At 67.4% G+C, this 14,777-nt stretch carries 14 protein-coding genes; 6 read left to right on the top strand and 8 right to left on the bottom strand.

Annotated elements, in window-relative coordinates:
- Positions 1–29: 29 nt before the first annotated feature.
- Positions 30–527, bottom strand: coding sequence for a GAF domain-containing protein (locus Y900_RS21945; protein WP_036344506.1), 498 nt, complete (start codon positions 525–527; stop codon positions 30–32).
- 61 nt (positions 528–588) lie between these two features.
- Here Y900_RS21945 and Y900_RS21940 point away from each other — a divergent pair, with 61 nt between their 5' ends.
- Positions 589–1,629 carry a threonine aldolase family protein gene (locus Y900_RS21940; RefSeq protein WP_109751118.1) on the top strand — a complete coding sequence of 347 codons (1,041 nt, stop codon included), beginning with the start codon at positions 589–591 and terminating at the stop codon, positions 1,627–1,629.
- On the opposite strand, the gene Y900_RS21935 is transcribed toward Y900_RS21940, so the two are convergent.
- The 3 genes from Y900_RS21935 to Y900_RS21925 are packed head-to-tail and all read right to left on the bottom strand — an operon-like array spanning position 1,611 to position 5,348.
- On the bottom strand, positions 1,611–2,453 hold the full coding sequence (locus Y900_RS21935; RefSeq protein ID WP_036344505.1) for a carboxymuconolactone decarboxylase family protein: 843 nt from the start codon (positions 2,451–2,453) through the stop codon (positions 1,611–1,613). The genes Y900_RS21940 and Y900_RS21935 overlap by 19 nt on opposite strands.
- A gap of 7 nt (positions 2,454–2,460) precedes the next feature.
- Complete coding sequence (locus Y900_RS21930; RefSeq protein WP_036344503.1) at positions 2,461–3,834, bottom strand: metallopeptidase TldD-related protein; 1,374 nt, start codon at positions 3,832–3,834, stop codon at positions 2,461–2,463.
- Entirely contained in the window at positions 3,831–5,348 is a 1,518-nt protein-coding gene (locus Y900_RS21925) for a TldD/PmbA family protein (RefSeq protein WP_036344501.1), read from the bottom strand. The genes Y900_RS21930 and Y900_RS21925 overlap by 4 nt, the downstream gene beginning before the upstream one ends.
- A gap of 38 nt (positions 5,349–5,386) precedes the next feature.
- On the opposite strand from Y900_RS21925, the gene Y900_RS21920 reads away from it, so the two are divergent.
- The 3 genes from Y900_RS21920 to Y900_RS21910 are packed head-to-tail and all read left to right on the top strand — an operon-like array spanning position 5,387 to position 8,338.
- Positions 5,387–6,268 carry a carbohydrate ABC transporter permease gene (locus Y900_RS21920; protein WP_036344499.1) on the top strand — a complete coding sequence of 294 codons (882 nt, stop codon included), beginning with the start codon at positions 5,387–5,389 and terminating at the stop codon, positions 6,266–6,268.
- Complete coding sequence (locus tag Y900_RS21915; RefSeq protein WP_036344498.1) at positions 6,255–7,067, top strand: carbohydrate ABC transporter permease; 813 nt, start codon at positions 6,255–6,257, stop codon at positions 7,065–7,067. Before Y900_RS21920 ends, Y900_RS21915 begins: the two co-directional genes overlap by 14 nt.
- A complete protein-coding gene (locus Y900_RS21910) occupies positions 7,064–8,338 on the top strand; it encodes an extracellular solute-binding protein (RefSeq protein ID WP_036344497.1) in 1,275 nt (424 codons plus the stop codon). Before Y900_RS21915 ends, Y900_RS21910 begins: the two co-directional genes overlap by 4 nt.
- Here Y900_RS21910 and Y900_RS21905 read toward each other — a convergent pair.
- Positions 8,335–9,159 carry a CbiQ family ECF transporter T component gene (locus Y900_RS21905; protein ID WP_036344496.1) on the bottom strand — a complete coding sequence of 275 codons (825 nt, stop codon included), beginning with the start codon at positions 9,157–9,159 and terminating at the stop codon, positions 8,335–8,337. The two genes, Y900_RS21910 and Y900_RS21905, sit on opposite strands and share 4 nt — an antisense overlap.
- A complete protein-coding gene (locus Y900_RS21900; protein WP_036344494.1) occupies positions 9,156–11,222 on the bottom strand; it encodes a DUF2232 domain-containing protein in 2,067 nt (688 codons plus the stop codon). The genes Y900_RS21905 and Y900_RS21900 overlap by 4 nt, the downstream gene beginning before the upstream one ends.
- A gap of 136 nt (positions 11,223–11,358) precedes the next feature.
- On the opposite strand from Y900_RS21900, the gene Y900_RS21895 reads away from it, so the two are divergent.
- Both Y900_RS21895 and Y900_RS21890 read left to right on the top strand, forming a co-directional pair.
- Positions 11,359–11,835, top strand: coding sequence for a MarR family winged helix-turn-helix transcriptional regulator (locus Y900_RS21895; RefSeq protein WP_109751117.1), 477 nt, complete (start codon positions 11,359–11,361; stop codon positions 11,833–11,835).
- Positions 11,836–11,852: 17 nt separating this feature from the next.
- Positions 11,853–13,064 carry an MFS transporter gene (locus Y900_RS21890; RefSeq protein ID WP_036344492.1) on the top strand — a complete coding sequence of 404 codons (1,212 nt, stop codon included), beginning with the start codon at positions 11,853–11,855 and terminating at the stop codon, positions 13,062–13,064.
- A gap of 28 nt (positions 13,065–13,092) precedes the next feature.
- Here the strand turns inward: Y900_RS21890 and Y900_RS21885 are convergent, their stop codons facing one another.
- On the bottom strand, positions 13,093–13,980 hold the full coding sequence (locus Y900_RS21885; RefSeq protein WP_036344490.1) for a bestrophin family protein: 888 nt from the start codon (positions 13,978–13,980) through the stop codon (positions 13,093–13,095).
- Positions 13,981–13,996: 16 nt separating this feature from the next.
- The gene (locus Y900_RS21880) at positions 13,997–14,725 is read right to left on the bottom strand and encodes a VIT1/CCC1 transporter family protein (protein ID WP_036344489.1); all 729 of its coding nucleotides are present in this window, start codon (positions 14,723–14,725) and stop codon (positions 13,997–13,999) included.
- Between the last annotated feature and the right edge of the window lie 52 nt (positions 14,726–14,777).

The following is a 14,777-nucleotide window of genomic DNA, read 5'->3' as shown; positions in this document are numbered from 1 at the left end:
CCGCATCGCCCCGAGGTACAAGGTCGGCCTCAGCCCAGGGCGGTGCCGTCATTGCGCAGTACCGCTTCGACATCACCGCGGAGCGCCGAAAGCTGCTCGCGCTGCTCGTCGGTGTACTCGCGCGCGGAATCGTCGAGCACGCAGACCGTGCCCACCACGTTTCCCGATGCGTCGTGTACCGGCAGGCCCAGATAGTTGTGCAGGCCGAACTCTGTCTCGTCCTCATTGCCGGCGAATGTCGCATCCTCGCGCGAATCCCGCACGAACAGCGGGCTGTCAGCGTCGACCACCTTCTCGCAGTAGAGGGGCACCCGAGAACCGTCGTCACGGGCCTTCTTGCCGGCCGCTCCCACCGTGTAGTGCTTAGTGGCCTCACCGGCAGTCGCCGCTACCACCATCGAATCGGGTTCCGAGCGCATCACCAGAACCGACTTCACCCCGAGCTGTTCAGCGACCTTCTCCAGCTGGCCGGCCAGCGGTGAGAGCCCTGCGGTGGTGTCCGTCTTGTGGGGTTCGGCTTCAGACATCGCACCAGTCTCCCGGCGCGAGCACCGGCCGGCAACACTTTCACTCACCCTGCGGTGCACGATGGTGACTGTGCCGATCCCTTCCAGCGCTTTCGCCTCCGACAACGCCGCTCCCGCACACCCCCGGGCCCTCGAGGCGATCCAGGCCGCCAATGACGGCGCTGTCATGTCCTACGGCGGTGACCCCATCACTCACCGCGCGGCCGACCGGATCCGGGACGCCTTCGACTCCCCCGGCGCCGATGTTCTGTTCGCCTTCACCGGCACCGGCGCGAACATCATCGCGCTGACCGCCGCCGTACGGCCCTGGCACGAAATCCTCTGCAGCGACGTCGCCCACAGCCTGCTCGACGAGGCCGGCGGGCCCGTCCGGGTTTCCGGCGCCAGCCTCATCGCGCTGCCGAGCGACGACGGCCTCATCGACCCGGCTCTGCTGGATCGTCGCATCACCCGCCGCGGCGAGGTGCACCACTCTCAACCACGCATCGTCACCATCACCCAGTCCACCGAAAACGGTCGCGTCTGGCAGCCCGAGGCGATCGCGGCATTCGTCGACCACGCGCACGAGCTCGACCTGCTGGTCCATGTTGACGGCTCCCGCGTTGCCAATGCCATTGCGGCCCTTGGCACCTCGCCTCTGGACGCCGTCGGCGACGCCGACATCGTGACGGTGGGCGGCACCAAGAACGGCATGCTGTTCGGCGACGCGATCTTGGTGCGCCGCCCCGAGCGCTTCACCGGTATCGAGTTCGTCCAGAAGCAGATCGGCCACCTGGCCAGCAAACATCGTTATGTCGCAGCGCAATTCGAGGCCATGCTGACCGACGGCGCCTGGCTCGAGACCGCCGCCCACGCCAATGCCATGGCTCGCAAGCTCAGCTCAGGCTTGACCGAACTCGGCCTGCACGTGGCGTCGGCCACCGACGCCAACGAAGTGTTCGTCGACCTGCCCGCTGACGCGTTGGCCGCCGTGCGACAACACTTCGCCGTGCACGTCCCCGACCCGCACAAGCCCGCCGCCCGGTTCGTCTGTTCGTGGGCGACCACCGACACCGACGTCGACGCCGCTCTGGCCGCGCTCGCTCAGGCGAAGACGGTCTGACCGTCCTCGTCGATGAGGTAGCGCTCGGTGCCGTCGGCGACGCGGGCCTGATCGGCTTTCAACGACACCGCGATCTTGTTGCTGGCGTTGCGCATCACGTCCAGGGTCAGCTCGCGGGCCTGCTCCTGCGAGAAGTGCTCGCGTACACCGGAGGCCACCGCCGGACTGATCCGCGCCGGTGACCAGATCAGCGCATCGGCGTAACGCAGCGCCGCCTTGTGCGCATCGCTCAGCAGTTCGGAGGACTCGAAGTGCTCGATGTCGTCGTACATCGATTCGCTGCCGCCGGCGTCCAAAGCCTTGCTCTCGCGTAGCGATTTGCAGAGCCGGCAGTTGTGGGCGACAGCTCCGCGCAGGCGCACCACCTCGGTGGTGACCGGGTCCAGAGACCGCAGCCGCGCCACCCCGGGCAGCAGCTGGTTGAACAACATGTCACCGGCATCGATGCCCGGATCCCACATCGGCGCCTCCGGCACCCAGCCGACCGGCAACCCGAGTACCTCCAGACCATTGCGCACCCGCGGCAGGAAGTCGGCGAAGAACATCTGGATCACCGCGGCGAAGCTCGCCGCACCCAGCGCACCGGTCAGCGCTTCCCGCTGACGGTCGGAGATCGCCGACACGTCCACGCTGAACTGCTCGGCGAACTCAGCCACCACCTTCTCGGCGTCCGACTCGGGCGCGCTCACCGGCGTTTGCGCAGGCAGCGGAGTCAACGAGAGGGTGTCGCCACAGGTGGTGCGGATCAGTCCCACCAGCCGCTGCAGGTCGGCCGGTGATTGCACCACCAGCTGGGTCAGGACAGCGTCGAGATCATCGGCCATCTGCCGATTATTGCGCCTGGCTCACCGACGACATGTGGAAGTCGGGGATTCGCAGCGTCGGCATCACCGCTCGGGTCGCCCAGTCGCCCCATTCACGCGGCAACGTCTGCTCGGGCACGCCCGCCTCGGTGGCGCGGCGCAGCAGATCCAACGGGCTCTCATTGAAGCGGAAATTGTTGACCGCCCGGGTGACTTCGCCGTCTTCGATCAGGTAGACCCCGTCGCGGGTCAGCCCGGTCAGCAGCAGGGTGGTCGGGTCGACGGTGCGGATGTACCACAGCGTGGTCAGCAGCAGCCCGCGCTCGGTGGCCGCCACCATGTCGGCCAACTCGGCGCTGCCGCCGGTCATCAGCAGGTTGTCGGCGGGTACCGCGACCGTCGTCCCGAACTCGGCGGCCGCGCCGCGCGGGTAGGCCAGTGCGTTGATGGCGCCGTTGCGGATCCAGTCCACCCGCCCGATGTCGAGCCCGTTGTCGAACACCGAGACCGTCTCCGAACCGCTGGTGGCCGCGACGAACGGCGCGCACTCCAGGCCCGGTGCGAACGGATCGGAGTACATCGTCAGCGGCAGTTCGGTGAGTTTCTCCCCGACCCTGGTGCCGCCGCCGGGCGCCGACAACGCCGTCCGGCCCTCCTCGGCGCCGCGACCGTCCATCGACCAGCCGAGGTAGATCATCATGTCGGCCACCGCGGATGGCGGCATCACGGTTTCGTAGCGGCCGGCCGGCAGCTCGACGGTCCGGTTGGCCCAGCCGAGGCGCATCGCAAGATCGTCGAGCAGCGTGTCGGTGGGCACGTCGGCGAACCATGGCGTGCTGATGCCCGCCCATGCGCTGGCACCGTCGCGTTTGGCGTTGATCTCGACGGTTCCGGTCGGCTGGGTGAAGCGGCGGCGGATCCCGGTCGAGGTGGCCAGAAACGTGGTCTCGACGACGTGGTGGGCATACCCGTACAACCGGTCGGTGCGCCCGAAGCCGCGGGACAGTGATTCGGCGACATCTGCGAACACGCCCGCCCCGGTCTCCGGGATCGACTCGTTCCAGTCGTCGGGCGTACCGCTACCGGTCAGCAGCGGCGCATTGTCGCGGGCGTCGGGAGCGGCCTGGGCAGCGTGTTCGGCAGCGGCCACCAACACCGCGATCGCAGCGGGGTTCACGTCACTGCTGCGGACCGCACCTGTATGCGACGTATTGCCTTTGCGTACAATCGAAATGACGGTGGTCGACCGGGTGGTCGAAACACCGTTGGTGGTCATCGAGTTCCCGGCCCACCGCAGCGAGGCCTCGGCCCGATCGGTGACGATCACGATCGTCTCGTCGGCCCGACCTGACTGGCCGGCGGCCTGCAATGCCAACTCGACGACCTGCTGGGCGGGGATCATGCGTGGCCCGCTTCCTCGCGCGTGTTGAGCACGTTCACCCCGCGGAACAACGCCGACGGGCAGCCGTGGCTGACCGCGGCCACCTGACCGGGCTGGGCCTTGCCGCAGTTGAACGCCCCGCCGAGACGCCAGGTCTGGCGCCCGCCAACGGCTTCCATCGAATTCCAGAAATCGGTGGTGGTGGCCTGATACGCCACGTCGCGCAACTGACCGTCCAGCCGTCCGTCGCGGATCCGGTAGAACCGCTGGCCGGTGAACTGGAAGTTGTAGCGCTGCATGTCGATCGACCAGGACTTGTCGCCGACGATGTAGATGCCGTCCGAGACCCGGGAGATCAGGTCATCGGTGCTCAGATCCTCCGCGCCGGGCTGCAGCGAGACGTTGGCCATCCGCTGGATCGGGACGTGGTGTGGGGAGTCGGCATAGCTGCAGCCGTTGGATCGGGTGTGGCCCAACCGCGGCGCGAACACCCGGTCGAGTTGGTAACCGACGAAGATGCCGTCGCGCACCAGATCCCAGCTCTGGGCTGCCACCCCCTCGTCGTCGTATCCGATTGTGGCCAAACCATATTCGACGGTCCGATCAGCGGTCACGGTCATCACCGGCGAGCCGTAGCGCATCGTGTTCAGCTTGTCCGGGGTGGCGAACGAGGTACCCGCGTAGGCGGCTTCGTAGCCGATCGCCCGGTCGTATTCCGTGGCGTGGCCGATGGATTCGTGAATGGTCAGCCACAGATTGGTGGGATCGATCACCAGATCGGTCGGCCCGGCAACCACCGTCGGCGCCTTGGTCTTCTCGGCGAGCATGCTGGGCAGCTCAGCCAGTTCGGTACTCCAGTCCCAGACCTCGTCGCCTACCACCGCCTCCCAGCCGCGGGCGGTCGGCGGGGCCAGCGTGCGCATCGACTCGAAGCTGCCGGCGGTCGCGTCGACGGCCACCGCCTCCAGCGCCGGCTGCAGCCGCACTCTCTGCTGGGTGATCGACGAGCCGAAGGTGTCGGCGTAGAACGTCTGCTCTTTGACGGTCATCACCATCGCCGAGACGTGATCGACCCCGTCGGAGGCCATCAAGCGACCGGAGTATTCCCCGAGCAGAGCGATCTTGTCGGCGGTCGGCACGGTGAACGGGTCGATCCCGTAGTTCGACACCCACGTCACGTCGCTGTACACCGGTTCGGCCGCCAACTCGATGCGCTCGGCGTTCAGCAGCGCCAGCGTGGTGGCGACACCGACCGCACGGCGCGCCGTGTCGGCGGCGACCTCGGGGGCCAGCTCGGCGTGCGAGGCGAACCCCCAGGTGCCGTCGACGATCACCCGCACTGCCAGCCCGATCTCCCGGTCGGTGACCGCGCTCTGCAGCTCGCCGTCGCGTAGTTGCACCACCTCGCTGGTGATCGCGTGGATCCGCAGATCTGCGTAGCTGGCGCCGGCCGCGTGGGCCGCCGACAGGGCAGCGTCGGCGAGCGCATGGCGCGGCAGGGCCAGAAAGTCGGCGTCAACGTCACGGTGACTCACGTGCTACACGGTAACGGGCGGCTCGGTGACCCGCTTTAATGGCCAAGGTGACGACTCGGCGTGTGCGCTCGACCCTGCTGGGGTACACGCTGCTCGCACCGAGCCTGTTCGGGGTCGTCTGCTTCCTGTTGCTGCCCATGCTGGTGGTGCTGTGGCTGAGCCTGCACCGGTGGGATCTTCTGGGCCCCATCCGCTATGTGGGACTGGATAATTGGCGTTCTGTGCTCACCGACGCCGGCTTCGGCAACTCCCTGCTGGTGACACTGGCGTTCATCGCGATCGTTGTTCCGGTGCAGATCCTGCTGGGGTTGTTTGCCGCGGCATTGCTGTCCCGCGAATTGCCGGGCAGCGGCGTGTTCCGCACCGTGTACGTGGTGCCGTGGGTGTGCTCGCCGCTGGCGGTCGCGGTGCTGTGGCATTGGATCCTGGCGCCGACCGACGGCGCGGTGAGCACCGTGTTGGGGCGTCGCGTCGAGTGGCTGACCGATCCCGGGCTGGCGTTGCCGGTCGTCTCGGCGGTGACGGTGTGGATGAACGTCGGCTACGTGACGCTGTTCTTCCTCGCCGGGATCCTGGCGATTCCGCCGCAGATCCACGCCGCGGCCCGACTCGACGGCGCGACGAGCCGGCAGCGGTTCTGGCACATCACGCTGCCGATGCTGCGGCCCACGCTGTTCTTCGTCTCGGTCACCGGCATCGTCAGCGCGGCGCAGGTGTTCGACACCGTGTACGCGCTGACCGGTGGCGGGCCCGCCGGGCGCACCGATCTGGTGGCGCACCGGATCTATGCCGAGGCGTTCGGCGCCGCCGCGATCGGGCGGGCAGCAGTCATGGCACTGGTGCTGTTCGTCATCCTGGTCGGCGCGACGATCGTCCAGCACCTCTACTTCCGTCGCCGGATCAGCTATGACCTCACGTAATGCGCTGATCTACCTGGGTCTGCTGGCCGGTGCAGTGATCACCCTGGCACCGTTCGGGCTGGGTTTGTTGACCTCGTTCACCTCGGCGCAGCAGTTCGCCACCGGAACTCCGCTGTCGCTGCCGAGCCCGCCGACCTTGGCCAACTACAGCGCCTTGGGCGATGCCGGATTCGGCCGGGCGTTGGCGGTGACAGCACTGATGACGGCGATCATCACGCTGGCGCAGCTGACGTTCTCGGTCCTGGCGGCTTACGCGTTCGCCCGCCTGGAGTTCACCGGCCGCGACGCCATGTTTTGGATCTACATCGCGACGCTGATGGTCCCCGGCACGGTGACCGTGGTGCCGCTGTATCTGATGATGGCCGAGCTGGGCTTGCGGAACACGTTCTGGGCGTTGGTGTTGCCGTTCGTGTTCGGCTCCCCCTACGCGATCTTCCTGCTGCGCGAGTACTTTCGCGGAATCCCCGCCGACCTGGTCAACGCCGCCCGGCTGGACGGGGCCAACACCCTCGACGTGCTGGTGCACGTGGTGTTGCCGGCCAGCAAGCCGATCCTGGTGACCCTGACCCTGATCACCGTTGTAAGTCAATGGAATTCGTTCATGTGGCCGCTGGTCATCACCAGCGGCGGCGCCTGGCGGGTGCTCACCGTCGCGACCGCGGGGTTGCAGACCCAGTACAACGCCCAGTGGACGCTGGTGATGGCGGCGACGACGGTGGCGATCGTCCCGCTGATCGCGCTGTTCCTGGTGTTCCAGCGTCAGATCGTGCGCTCGATCGTCGTCACCGGGCTCAAATGAGCTGGCCGCCACGGTTCTCCACCCGGATGCTGGCCGGGCTGATCGCGGTCGCTGTGGTCCTGTTCTCCTCTGCCGTGGTGCTGGGCCGCACAGGCGGACCGTCGGGCACGACCGTGATCACCGTGCGACTGTGGGACCCGCAGGTGGCGGCAGCCTACGCCGAGTCCTTCACCGAATTCAGCCGCACGCATCCGGACATCGAGGTGCGCACCAACGTCGTCCCTTACGCCAGTTACTTCACCACCCTGCGGACCGATGTCGCAGGCGGCGGCGCCGACGACATCTTCTGGCTCAACAACGCGAACTTCGCCGAATACGCCGACAACCATCGGCTGATGTCGGTGGCGCCGAGCCTGGACTGGGATCCGTCGGTGATCGCGCAATTCACCCGGGGCGGCGCGCTGTGGGGCGTGCCACAACTGACCGATGCCGGAATCGCCCTGTACTACAACGCCGATCTGCTAGCCGCCGACGGCGTCGACCCCGCCGCACTGAACTCGCTGCGCTGGGATCCCGACCCGGGCATCGACACCCTGCGCCCCCTGCTCACCCGCCTGACCCACGGCAGGCAGTGGGCGTACAACGCCGCCAACGACTTACAGGCCATCTACCTCAACTACATCGGCTCGGCGGGCGGGGTGTTCTCCGCCGGGGACCGGTTCGCCTTCGACAACCCGCAGGCCGCCACCGCGTTCCGCTACGTCATCGGCCTGATCAACACCGACCGGGTCGCCCCGCCCGCCTCGGACACCAACGACAACGGCGACTTCTCCCGCAACCAGTTTCTGTCCGGGCGGATGGCGCTGTTCCAGTCAGGCACCTACAACCTGGCCCAGATCGCCGAGCAGGCGACGTTCCGCTGGGGCGTGGCGCCGCTGCCGGCCGGACCGGCGGGACGGGTCAGCGTGACCAACGGCATTGTCGCCGCAGGCAATCCCATCAGCCCTCACCCCGACGCGGTGCGCGAGGTGCTGGCCTGGCTGGGTGGCGACCGTGGCAACTCCTACGTCGGCCGCCACGGCGCCGCGATCCCGGCAGTGCTGTCTGCCCAGCAGGAGTACTTCGACTACTGGTCAGCGAAGGGCGTCGACGTGACGCCGTTCTTCCGGGTGCTCGACGGCCCGCGCATCGCCGCGCCCGGCGGACCGGGCTTCGCCGCCGGATATCAGGCGATCAAGCCGTACTTCGATGAAATGTTCCTGGGCAGAACACCCGTCGACCAGGCGTTGGCATCCGCCCAGCAGGCGGCCAATACCGCGGCGTCGCGCTAGATACCGGCGAGCACCGTCACCTGCAGGCCGACGGACACCACGCCCACCAGCGCGCAGATCGCCAGAACCACCCAGTCGGCACGCTTGGGCCCCGACGGCGCCGCCGAGATCGTGCCGGTCCCACCGCGCGCGGTGATCGCGTCCCCCATCTCGTCAGCGCGCCGAAGCGCCACTGTGACGCCGGCCGACATCAGGTCCACCATCTCGATGGCCCACCGCCGGCGCCGGGCCCGGCGACTGGTCAGTACCGGCCGCGGCCGCAGCCGTCGCGCGGCGTAAAGCAACCGGAACTCGTCGAGCAGCATCGGAAAAGCCCGCAGCGACAAGGCAAGAGCAACCGCCCAGTCGTCAACCGGGATGCGGAAGAACTTCAGCGGCCTGCCCAGCCGCGCCACCGCGGGCGCGATGTCGGCGACGTTCGTCGTCCACGACACCATCATCCCCAGGGCCAGCAGCACGATCGCCACCACGGTGATGCGCACGAACTTCAGCAGGCCACCGAGTTCGAAGGCGTGGGACGCCAGATGCAGTACCGGCGCTCCACCGCCCAGCGCCGCGGTCACAGCACCGAGCAGCAGCAGCAACCACAGCCACTTGGGTACCGACGGGAGCACGCCGCGCGGGATGCGGGCCATGCGGATCGCGGTGCCGATGAGGATCGCGACCAGAGCGATCGGCACCCAATCCGGATAAAACGCCAACAGGGCCGAGAAACCAAGGACCACAACCAGTTTGGTGCCGGCCCACAGCTCGTGTATCGGTGACGTGCCCGGCACCGGACGCAGCAGCACCACCGGGCGAGGCTGGCGGGCGGTCGTCACGACACTTCCTCCGCGGTCGGTGCGGTGGTGAGCACACCGTCGCGCAGATGCAGAGTGCGTGGGCACAGCTCCTCGAGGCCGACGAAATCATGCGAGATCACCACGACGGTCAGCCCGCTGTTGCGGCGCAGATCGCTCAGTAGCCGCAGCAGCCCACGCTGGCTGGCTGCGTCGAGACCGGCCAACGGCTCGTCGAGAATCAGTGCCTGCGGCGAGCGGGCCAGCAGGCCGGCAATCACCACCCGGCGCATCTGCCCGCCCGAGAGCTGGTCGATGCGACGCCCGGCCAGTGAGGCATCCAGGCCGACCTTGGCCAGCGCGGCGTGCACCCGGGCTGTGTCGCGGGGTGAAAAACCGGCTGCGGAAGCAACTTCCAGATCGACGCGACTGCGCATCAACTGCAGCCGGGCGGCCTGAAAAGCAATGGCCACCTCGCCGACGCATTCCGGTGCGGGGCGCCCGCGCACCAAACACACGCCGGATGTCGGCGTGGTCAGGCCCGCCATGATCCAGGCCAGGGTCGACTTGCCAGAACCGTTGCCGCCGTGGATGAGAAGGCCGTCGCCCTCGTGGACGGTGAAGTTGACATCGGTCAGCGCGGGCTTGGCCCACGGTGTACCCGCGGCGTATTCGTGGCTGACATGGCCGAGCTGCAACACCGGTTCGGCGGCGCGCGGCGCAGCACTGATCGTCGCCGTCGGCGCGGCAGCGCTTTCGACCATGTCGGTGTTGTCCAGCGACTCGGTGAGATCGACGATCCGGTCGGCGGTATCGGCTTCGTTGTTGTAGTGGGTGATCGCCACCAACGCCATCCGGTGGCGTTCGGTCAGACCGGACAGCACGGTCAGCAATGCCTCACGGCCGCGCTGGTCCACCATGCTGGTGACCTCGTCGGCGATCAGCATCGACGGCGTGCGGGCCAGCGCGGCGGCCACCGCGAGTCGCTGCAGCTCACCGCCGGACAGTCCGCCGGTATCGCGCTCCTCCATGCCCGCCAGGCCGACTTCGTCGAGCAGAGCCGGAATATCGGTGTGCGTCCCTGGCGGCAGTCCGAACACCACGTCGTCGGCGACTCGCGTTCCCAGAACCTGGCTTTCGGGGTGCTGCAGGATCACCGCGGTCCCGCCCGGCTTACCCAGTCCGATCGAACCGGGCCGCTCGATCGTGCCGGAGGTAGGGCTCCGTCCGGCCAGGAGCAGCATCAGCGTGGTCTTGCCGGAGCCGTTGGCACCGGTGATCGCCACGTGCTCGCCGACGTCGACCGACAAGCTCACGGGTCGCAGCGCGTCGCGCGCGGCGTTGGGGTAACGGAACCCGGCGTCGACCAGGCGCACCGGAACCGGTGCGACCGGGCCGGATTCGTCGGGCGTCTCGAGCTTGTGCACATCGGGAATGCCGCGCAAGCGGTCCAGCACCCGCGACAACGCCCACCACCCCACCAGGGTGACGACCATGATCGAGAACATCGCGTAGACCATCAGCAGCGCAGGCCAATACTGCAAGGCGACGCCGAACATGTGCCGCGCGTCCTCGGCGGCAGGCCGGAACGGCTCGAAGCGCGACATCACCGACACCACACCGTCGAAGTTGGCCGTCATCGCCTCGAACGTCAGCGTGCGCAGCCGAACCAGCACGGTCAATGCGGCGATGATGAAGAAACCGAACACCACGCCCGCGACCAGGCCCACCGCGATCACCGTCGGGGTGCCACGCCGCCGGCGCTTCATGATGCCGGCCAACCCACCGACGTAGGCGCAGTTGACCACCACCATGAGCCCGCTGATCCCGGCGATGAGGAAGGCGACGACGCTCGCCGCGACCGTCGACGCGACCAACACCCGCAGGCGGTACCGGTATCCAAGCAGTCCCATCGGCACCGTGGTGAGAAGCGAGAGTCCCCCGGCGAACGGCACGACGACGGAGATGATCGCCATGGCGGCGGCCAACGCGGCCATCACGGAGGCTTGCGCCATCTCGACGGGTGACAGCGATCCTGTTCGATGGCGAGCAAGCGACGATCGGGAGGGCTGCTGCGCAGGGGCCTCCGGTCTCGTCGCGGTCATCACCTGATTCTGCCAGTCGCCGCGGGCTGCTCGGGGTCTCGGCCTGCCGCGGCCAGGGCCGCCTGTGGGAATGCTGTGAGAAATGACACCGGCCAGCCGGGAGACAACATAGTATTTCTATGTAAATATGGTAGGTATGACTCCGACGCCCACCCAGGAGCACCCCGGCGCCGCGTCCACGTCGCACGCGGGCTTGGGGTCTGAGCTGCTCACCGTCGTCGCCCGGCTCAACCGGCTGGCCACCCAGCGGATCCGGCTGCCGCTGCCGTGGGCGCAGGCCCGGCTGCTGAGCACGATCGACGACCAGGGCGAGGCCCGCATCTCCGATCTGGCCGAGCTCGACCACTGCTCGCAGCCGACGATGACCACGCAGGTCCGGCGTCTCGAGGATGCCGGCTTGGTGGCCCGCACCCCTGATCCCGACGATGCGCGTGCGGTCCGCATTCGCATCACCCCTGAGGGCAAGACAATGCTCACCCAGGTCCGCGCGGACCGCGCCGCAGTGATCGATCCGCGCATCGAGCGCCTCTCGGACGAGGACCGCGAAATCCTGTCGACCGCCGTCGGAGCATTGCATCGCCTCCTCGACGACCTCGACACGTCACCGAAGTAGTGAGGAGTGAGCCACTCATGTGGCGCCAACCCAAGGCCGTCTGGGCCGTTGCGTTCGCATCCGTCGTCGCGTTCATGGGCATCGGACTCGTCGATCCGATCCTGAAACCGATTGCCGACAATCTCAACGCCACGCCGTCGCAGGTGTCGCTGCTGTTCACCAGCTACATGGCTGTCATGGGCGTGGCGATGCTGGTCACCGGCGTGGTGTCGAGCCGTATCGGCCCGAAGCGCACGCTGCTGCTCGGCCTGGTCATCATCATCGCCGGCGCCGGACTCGCCGGGATGAGCGACACCGTGATGGGCATCGTCGGCTGGCGCGCACTGTGGGGACTGGGCAATGCGCTGTTCATCGCGACCGCGCTAGCCACCATCGTCAACTCCGCGCGCGGATCGGTCGCCCAGGCGATCATTCTCTACGAAGCCGCGCTGGGGCTCGGCATCGCAGTCGGCCCACTGGTCGGCGGCGTGCTGGGTGGAATCTCTTGGCGTGGGCCATTTTTCGGGGTTTCGGTGCTGATGACCATCGCCCTGGTGGTTACGGCGCTGCTGCTGCCCGAGACGCCGCGCCCGCAGCGGATGACCACACTGGCCGACCCGTTTCGCGCGCTACGGCACCGGGGCCTGCTCGGGGTCGCGGTCACCGCACTGCTCTACAACTTCGGCTTCTTCACGCTGCTGGCGTTCACCCCGTTCCCACTCGACATGAACGCACATGAGATCGGGCTGATCTTCTTCGGCTGGGGTCTGTGCCTCGCGTTCACCTCGGTGGTGGTGGCACCCCGCCTGCAGCATCGCTTCGGCACCGTCCGGGTGCTGCTGCTGAATCTGCTGTGCTTCTCGGCACTCCTGGTCGTGATGGCCGTCGGCACCGACAACAAGACCATCCTGGCCACCTGTGTGGTGATCGCCGGCCTGTTCATCGGCATCAACAACACGCTGATCACCGAAACGGTCATGAAGGCTGCACCCGTCGAACGCGGTGTCGCCTCCGCGGCCTACAGCTTCATGCGCTTCGGCGGCGCCGCCGTCGCACCCTGGCTGGCCGGCGTGCTCGGTGAGCGGGTCAGCGTGCACCTGCCGTTCTGGGTCGGTGCCGGTGCGGTGCTACTCGGGGCCGGGGTGCTGGCGCTGACTGCCCGCCACTTGGGCGCTATTGACACCGAGGAAGATGACATCGAGGAGATCACCGAGCAGGCCACCGCGGTGACCATCGGCAGCGACAGCTGAAACCGTTGTTGCTCAACGCCGTGAGCACTCACATCCAGATGGTGGCCTTCGCGCTTTCCCTGGGCTGAGCCAGCGGATGGTCCCTGCCCAACAGGTCGCCGGTGATCACGCCGCAGAACCGGTACATCGCGATGTCGAAGATTCCGTTTTGCATGGGCTGCTCGATGAAGTGCCCGAGTCGCTCGGCGCCGATGAACACCGCCATCAGCAGCAGGCCGATGATCACCCCGGCGTACGGGTGTGACGAGCCGTCGAGCCTGCTGAATGCCATGATCGCGAAGAACCACGCCAGTCCGCGGACGAAGACCTCGTATTGGAGCGGAATCGGCTCGTTGCGGATACGCTCCAGCCCGCTCTGGGCGCTCACCAGAGCGGTGTTGACGTTCATCAGCATCACGCGGGCCTGGTTGTCGACATGTCCGTTCGCCGAAAGGGTTTGGATGTCGACCGCTTGGCGGGTCATCAGATCGGTGGCGCCGATGTCGGCGGGATCTTCCGGCGTCAGATCGGCGACGCCCGCCACCGCTGAGATCTTGCGCAAGTCCGCGGCGAGCTGCCAGGCATAGCGCACCTGCCGGCGACGCATCCGGCTCAGAACATCCGCCATCTCCGGGGAACCGGAGTCCACCGCGCACAGCGTGTTGTAGGTGGCGCGCGAGTTGATGATGACGTTGCCCCACAGCGTTCGGGCCTCCCACCACCGGTTGTAGGCGGTGGTGTTACGGAAGCCGATGAACACCGAAGCGCCGATACCCAACACCGACAACACCGCCGAGGCGTAATCGATCTGGGTGGGGTCGGGAATGGGGATCAAGATCGCAGCCACCACGATGATCGCCAGCAGGTCCCAGCGCATCTGCCACCACACGAGGCCCGACACCTTCAATGGGCCGAGCTTCCCGACGCTACGAATCACCGCGCCAGCGTATTGCTCACAAGGTGGCTTCGACGAGATTTCCGACCGCATACGTGGCGGCGATCGCGATGGCGCCGAACGCCAATTGTCGTCCGGCGCCGAGCCACATCGAGCCCTTGGTGAACTTCGCGGCCACCGCACCGGCCACCAACAGTCCGGCTCCGCTGCACATCAGACCCAGCCACAGCTTGTCCGAACCGAACAGGTATGGAAGCAGCGGGATGATCGCACCCAGGGCGAACATCACGAACGACGAGACCGCCGCGATCACCGGGGACGGCTTCTCCCGCGGGTCGACGCCGAGCTCCTGCGACAGGTGGAAATGCACCGCCTGTTCCTCGTCGCGATGAATCTCCTCGGTGGCCTGACGCGCGGTGGCCTCAGACATCCCCATGTCCATCAACATCGACACCAGTTCGTCCCGTTCGGCGTGCGGATGTCGCTCGAACGAGCGCCGTTCGATGCGTACCTGGGAGTCGATCTGTTCGTTGGCGGTAGTGACGGACGTATATTCGCCGAGCGCCATCGAGAATGCGCCCGCGAGCAATCCGGCGACACCGCTGAGCACCACGGTGTGGGCCCCGGCGCCGGCCGCGACGCCGGCGATCAGCGCGCTGTTGGAGACCAATCCGTCCATTGCCCCGAAGGTCGCCGCACGCAGCCAGCCTCCGGTGACGTCGGGGTGGGAGTGATCGATGTCGTGGGGCAGGTGTCCCGGTTCGGGGACCCCCTCGGACTCGGCCATACGCGCCATTGAACGCCAGCCCGTCGCGACACATCCACTGAGGTTCGCCTGT

It is taken from the genome of Mycolicibacterium aromaticivorans JS19b1 = JCM 16368 (genome assembly GCF_000559085.1).
GTDB lineage: Bacteria > Actinomycetota > Actinomycetes > Mycobacteriales > Mycobacteriaceae > Mycobacterium > Mycobacterium aromaticivorans.
This window is presented reverse-complemented; position numbering and strand designations above follow the sequence as displayed.

Bases quoted from the DNA above. Each gene is read 5' to 3' on its own strand.
- Y900_RS21895 (WP_109751117.1), top strand. From the start codon at position 11,359: ATGACTCCGACGCCCACCCAGGAGCACCCCGGCGCCGCGTCCACGTCG.
- Y900_RS21880 (WP_036344489.1), bottom strand. From the start codon at position 14,725: ATGGCCGAGTCCGAGGGGGTCCCCGAACCGGGACACCTGCCCCACGAC.
- Y900_RS21920 (WP_036344499.1), top strand. From the start codon at position 5,387: ATGGCCAAGGTGACGACTCGGCGTGTGCGCTCGACCCTGCTGGGGTAC.
- Y900_RS21890 (WP_036344492.1), top strand. From the start codon at position 11,853: ATGTGGCGCCAACCCAAGGCCGTCTGGGCCGTTGCGTTCGCATCCGTC.
- Y900_RS21935 (WP_036344505.1), bottom strand. From the start codon at position 2,453: ATGGCCGATGATCTCGACGCTGTCCTGACCCAGCTGGTGGTGCAATCA.
- Y900_RS21940 (WP_109751118.1), top strand. From the start codon at position 589: ATGGTGACTGTGCCGATCCCTTCCAGCGCTTTCGCCTCCGACAACGCC.
- Y900_RS21900 (WP_036344494.1), bottom strand. From the start codon at position 11,222: ATGACCGCGACGAGACCGGAGGCCCCTGCGCAGCAGCCCTCCCGATCG.
- Y900_RS21930 (WP_036344503.1), bottom strand. From the start codon at position 3,834: ATGATCCCCGCCCAGCAGGTCGTCGAGTTGGCATTGCAGGCCGCCGGC.
- Y900_RS21945 (WP_036344506.1), bottom strand. From the start codon at position 527: ATGTCTGAAGCCGAACCCCACAAGACGGACACCACCGCAGGGCTCTCA.
- Y900_RS21910 (WP_036344497.1), top strand. From the start codon at position 7,064: ATGAGCTGGCCGCCACGGTTCTCCACCCGGATGCTGGCCGGGCTGATC.
- Y900_RS21915 (WP_036344498.1), top strand. From the start codon at position 6,255: ATGACCTCACGTAATGCGCTGATCTACCTGGGTCTGCTGGCCGGTGCA.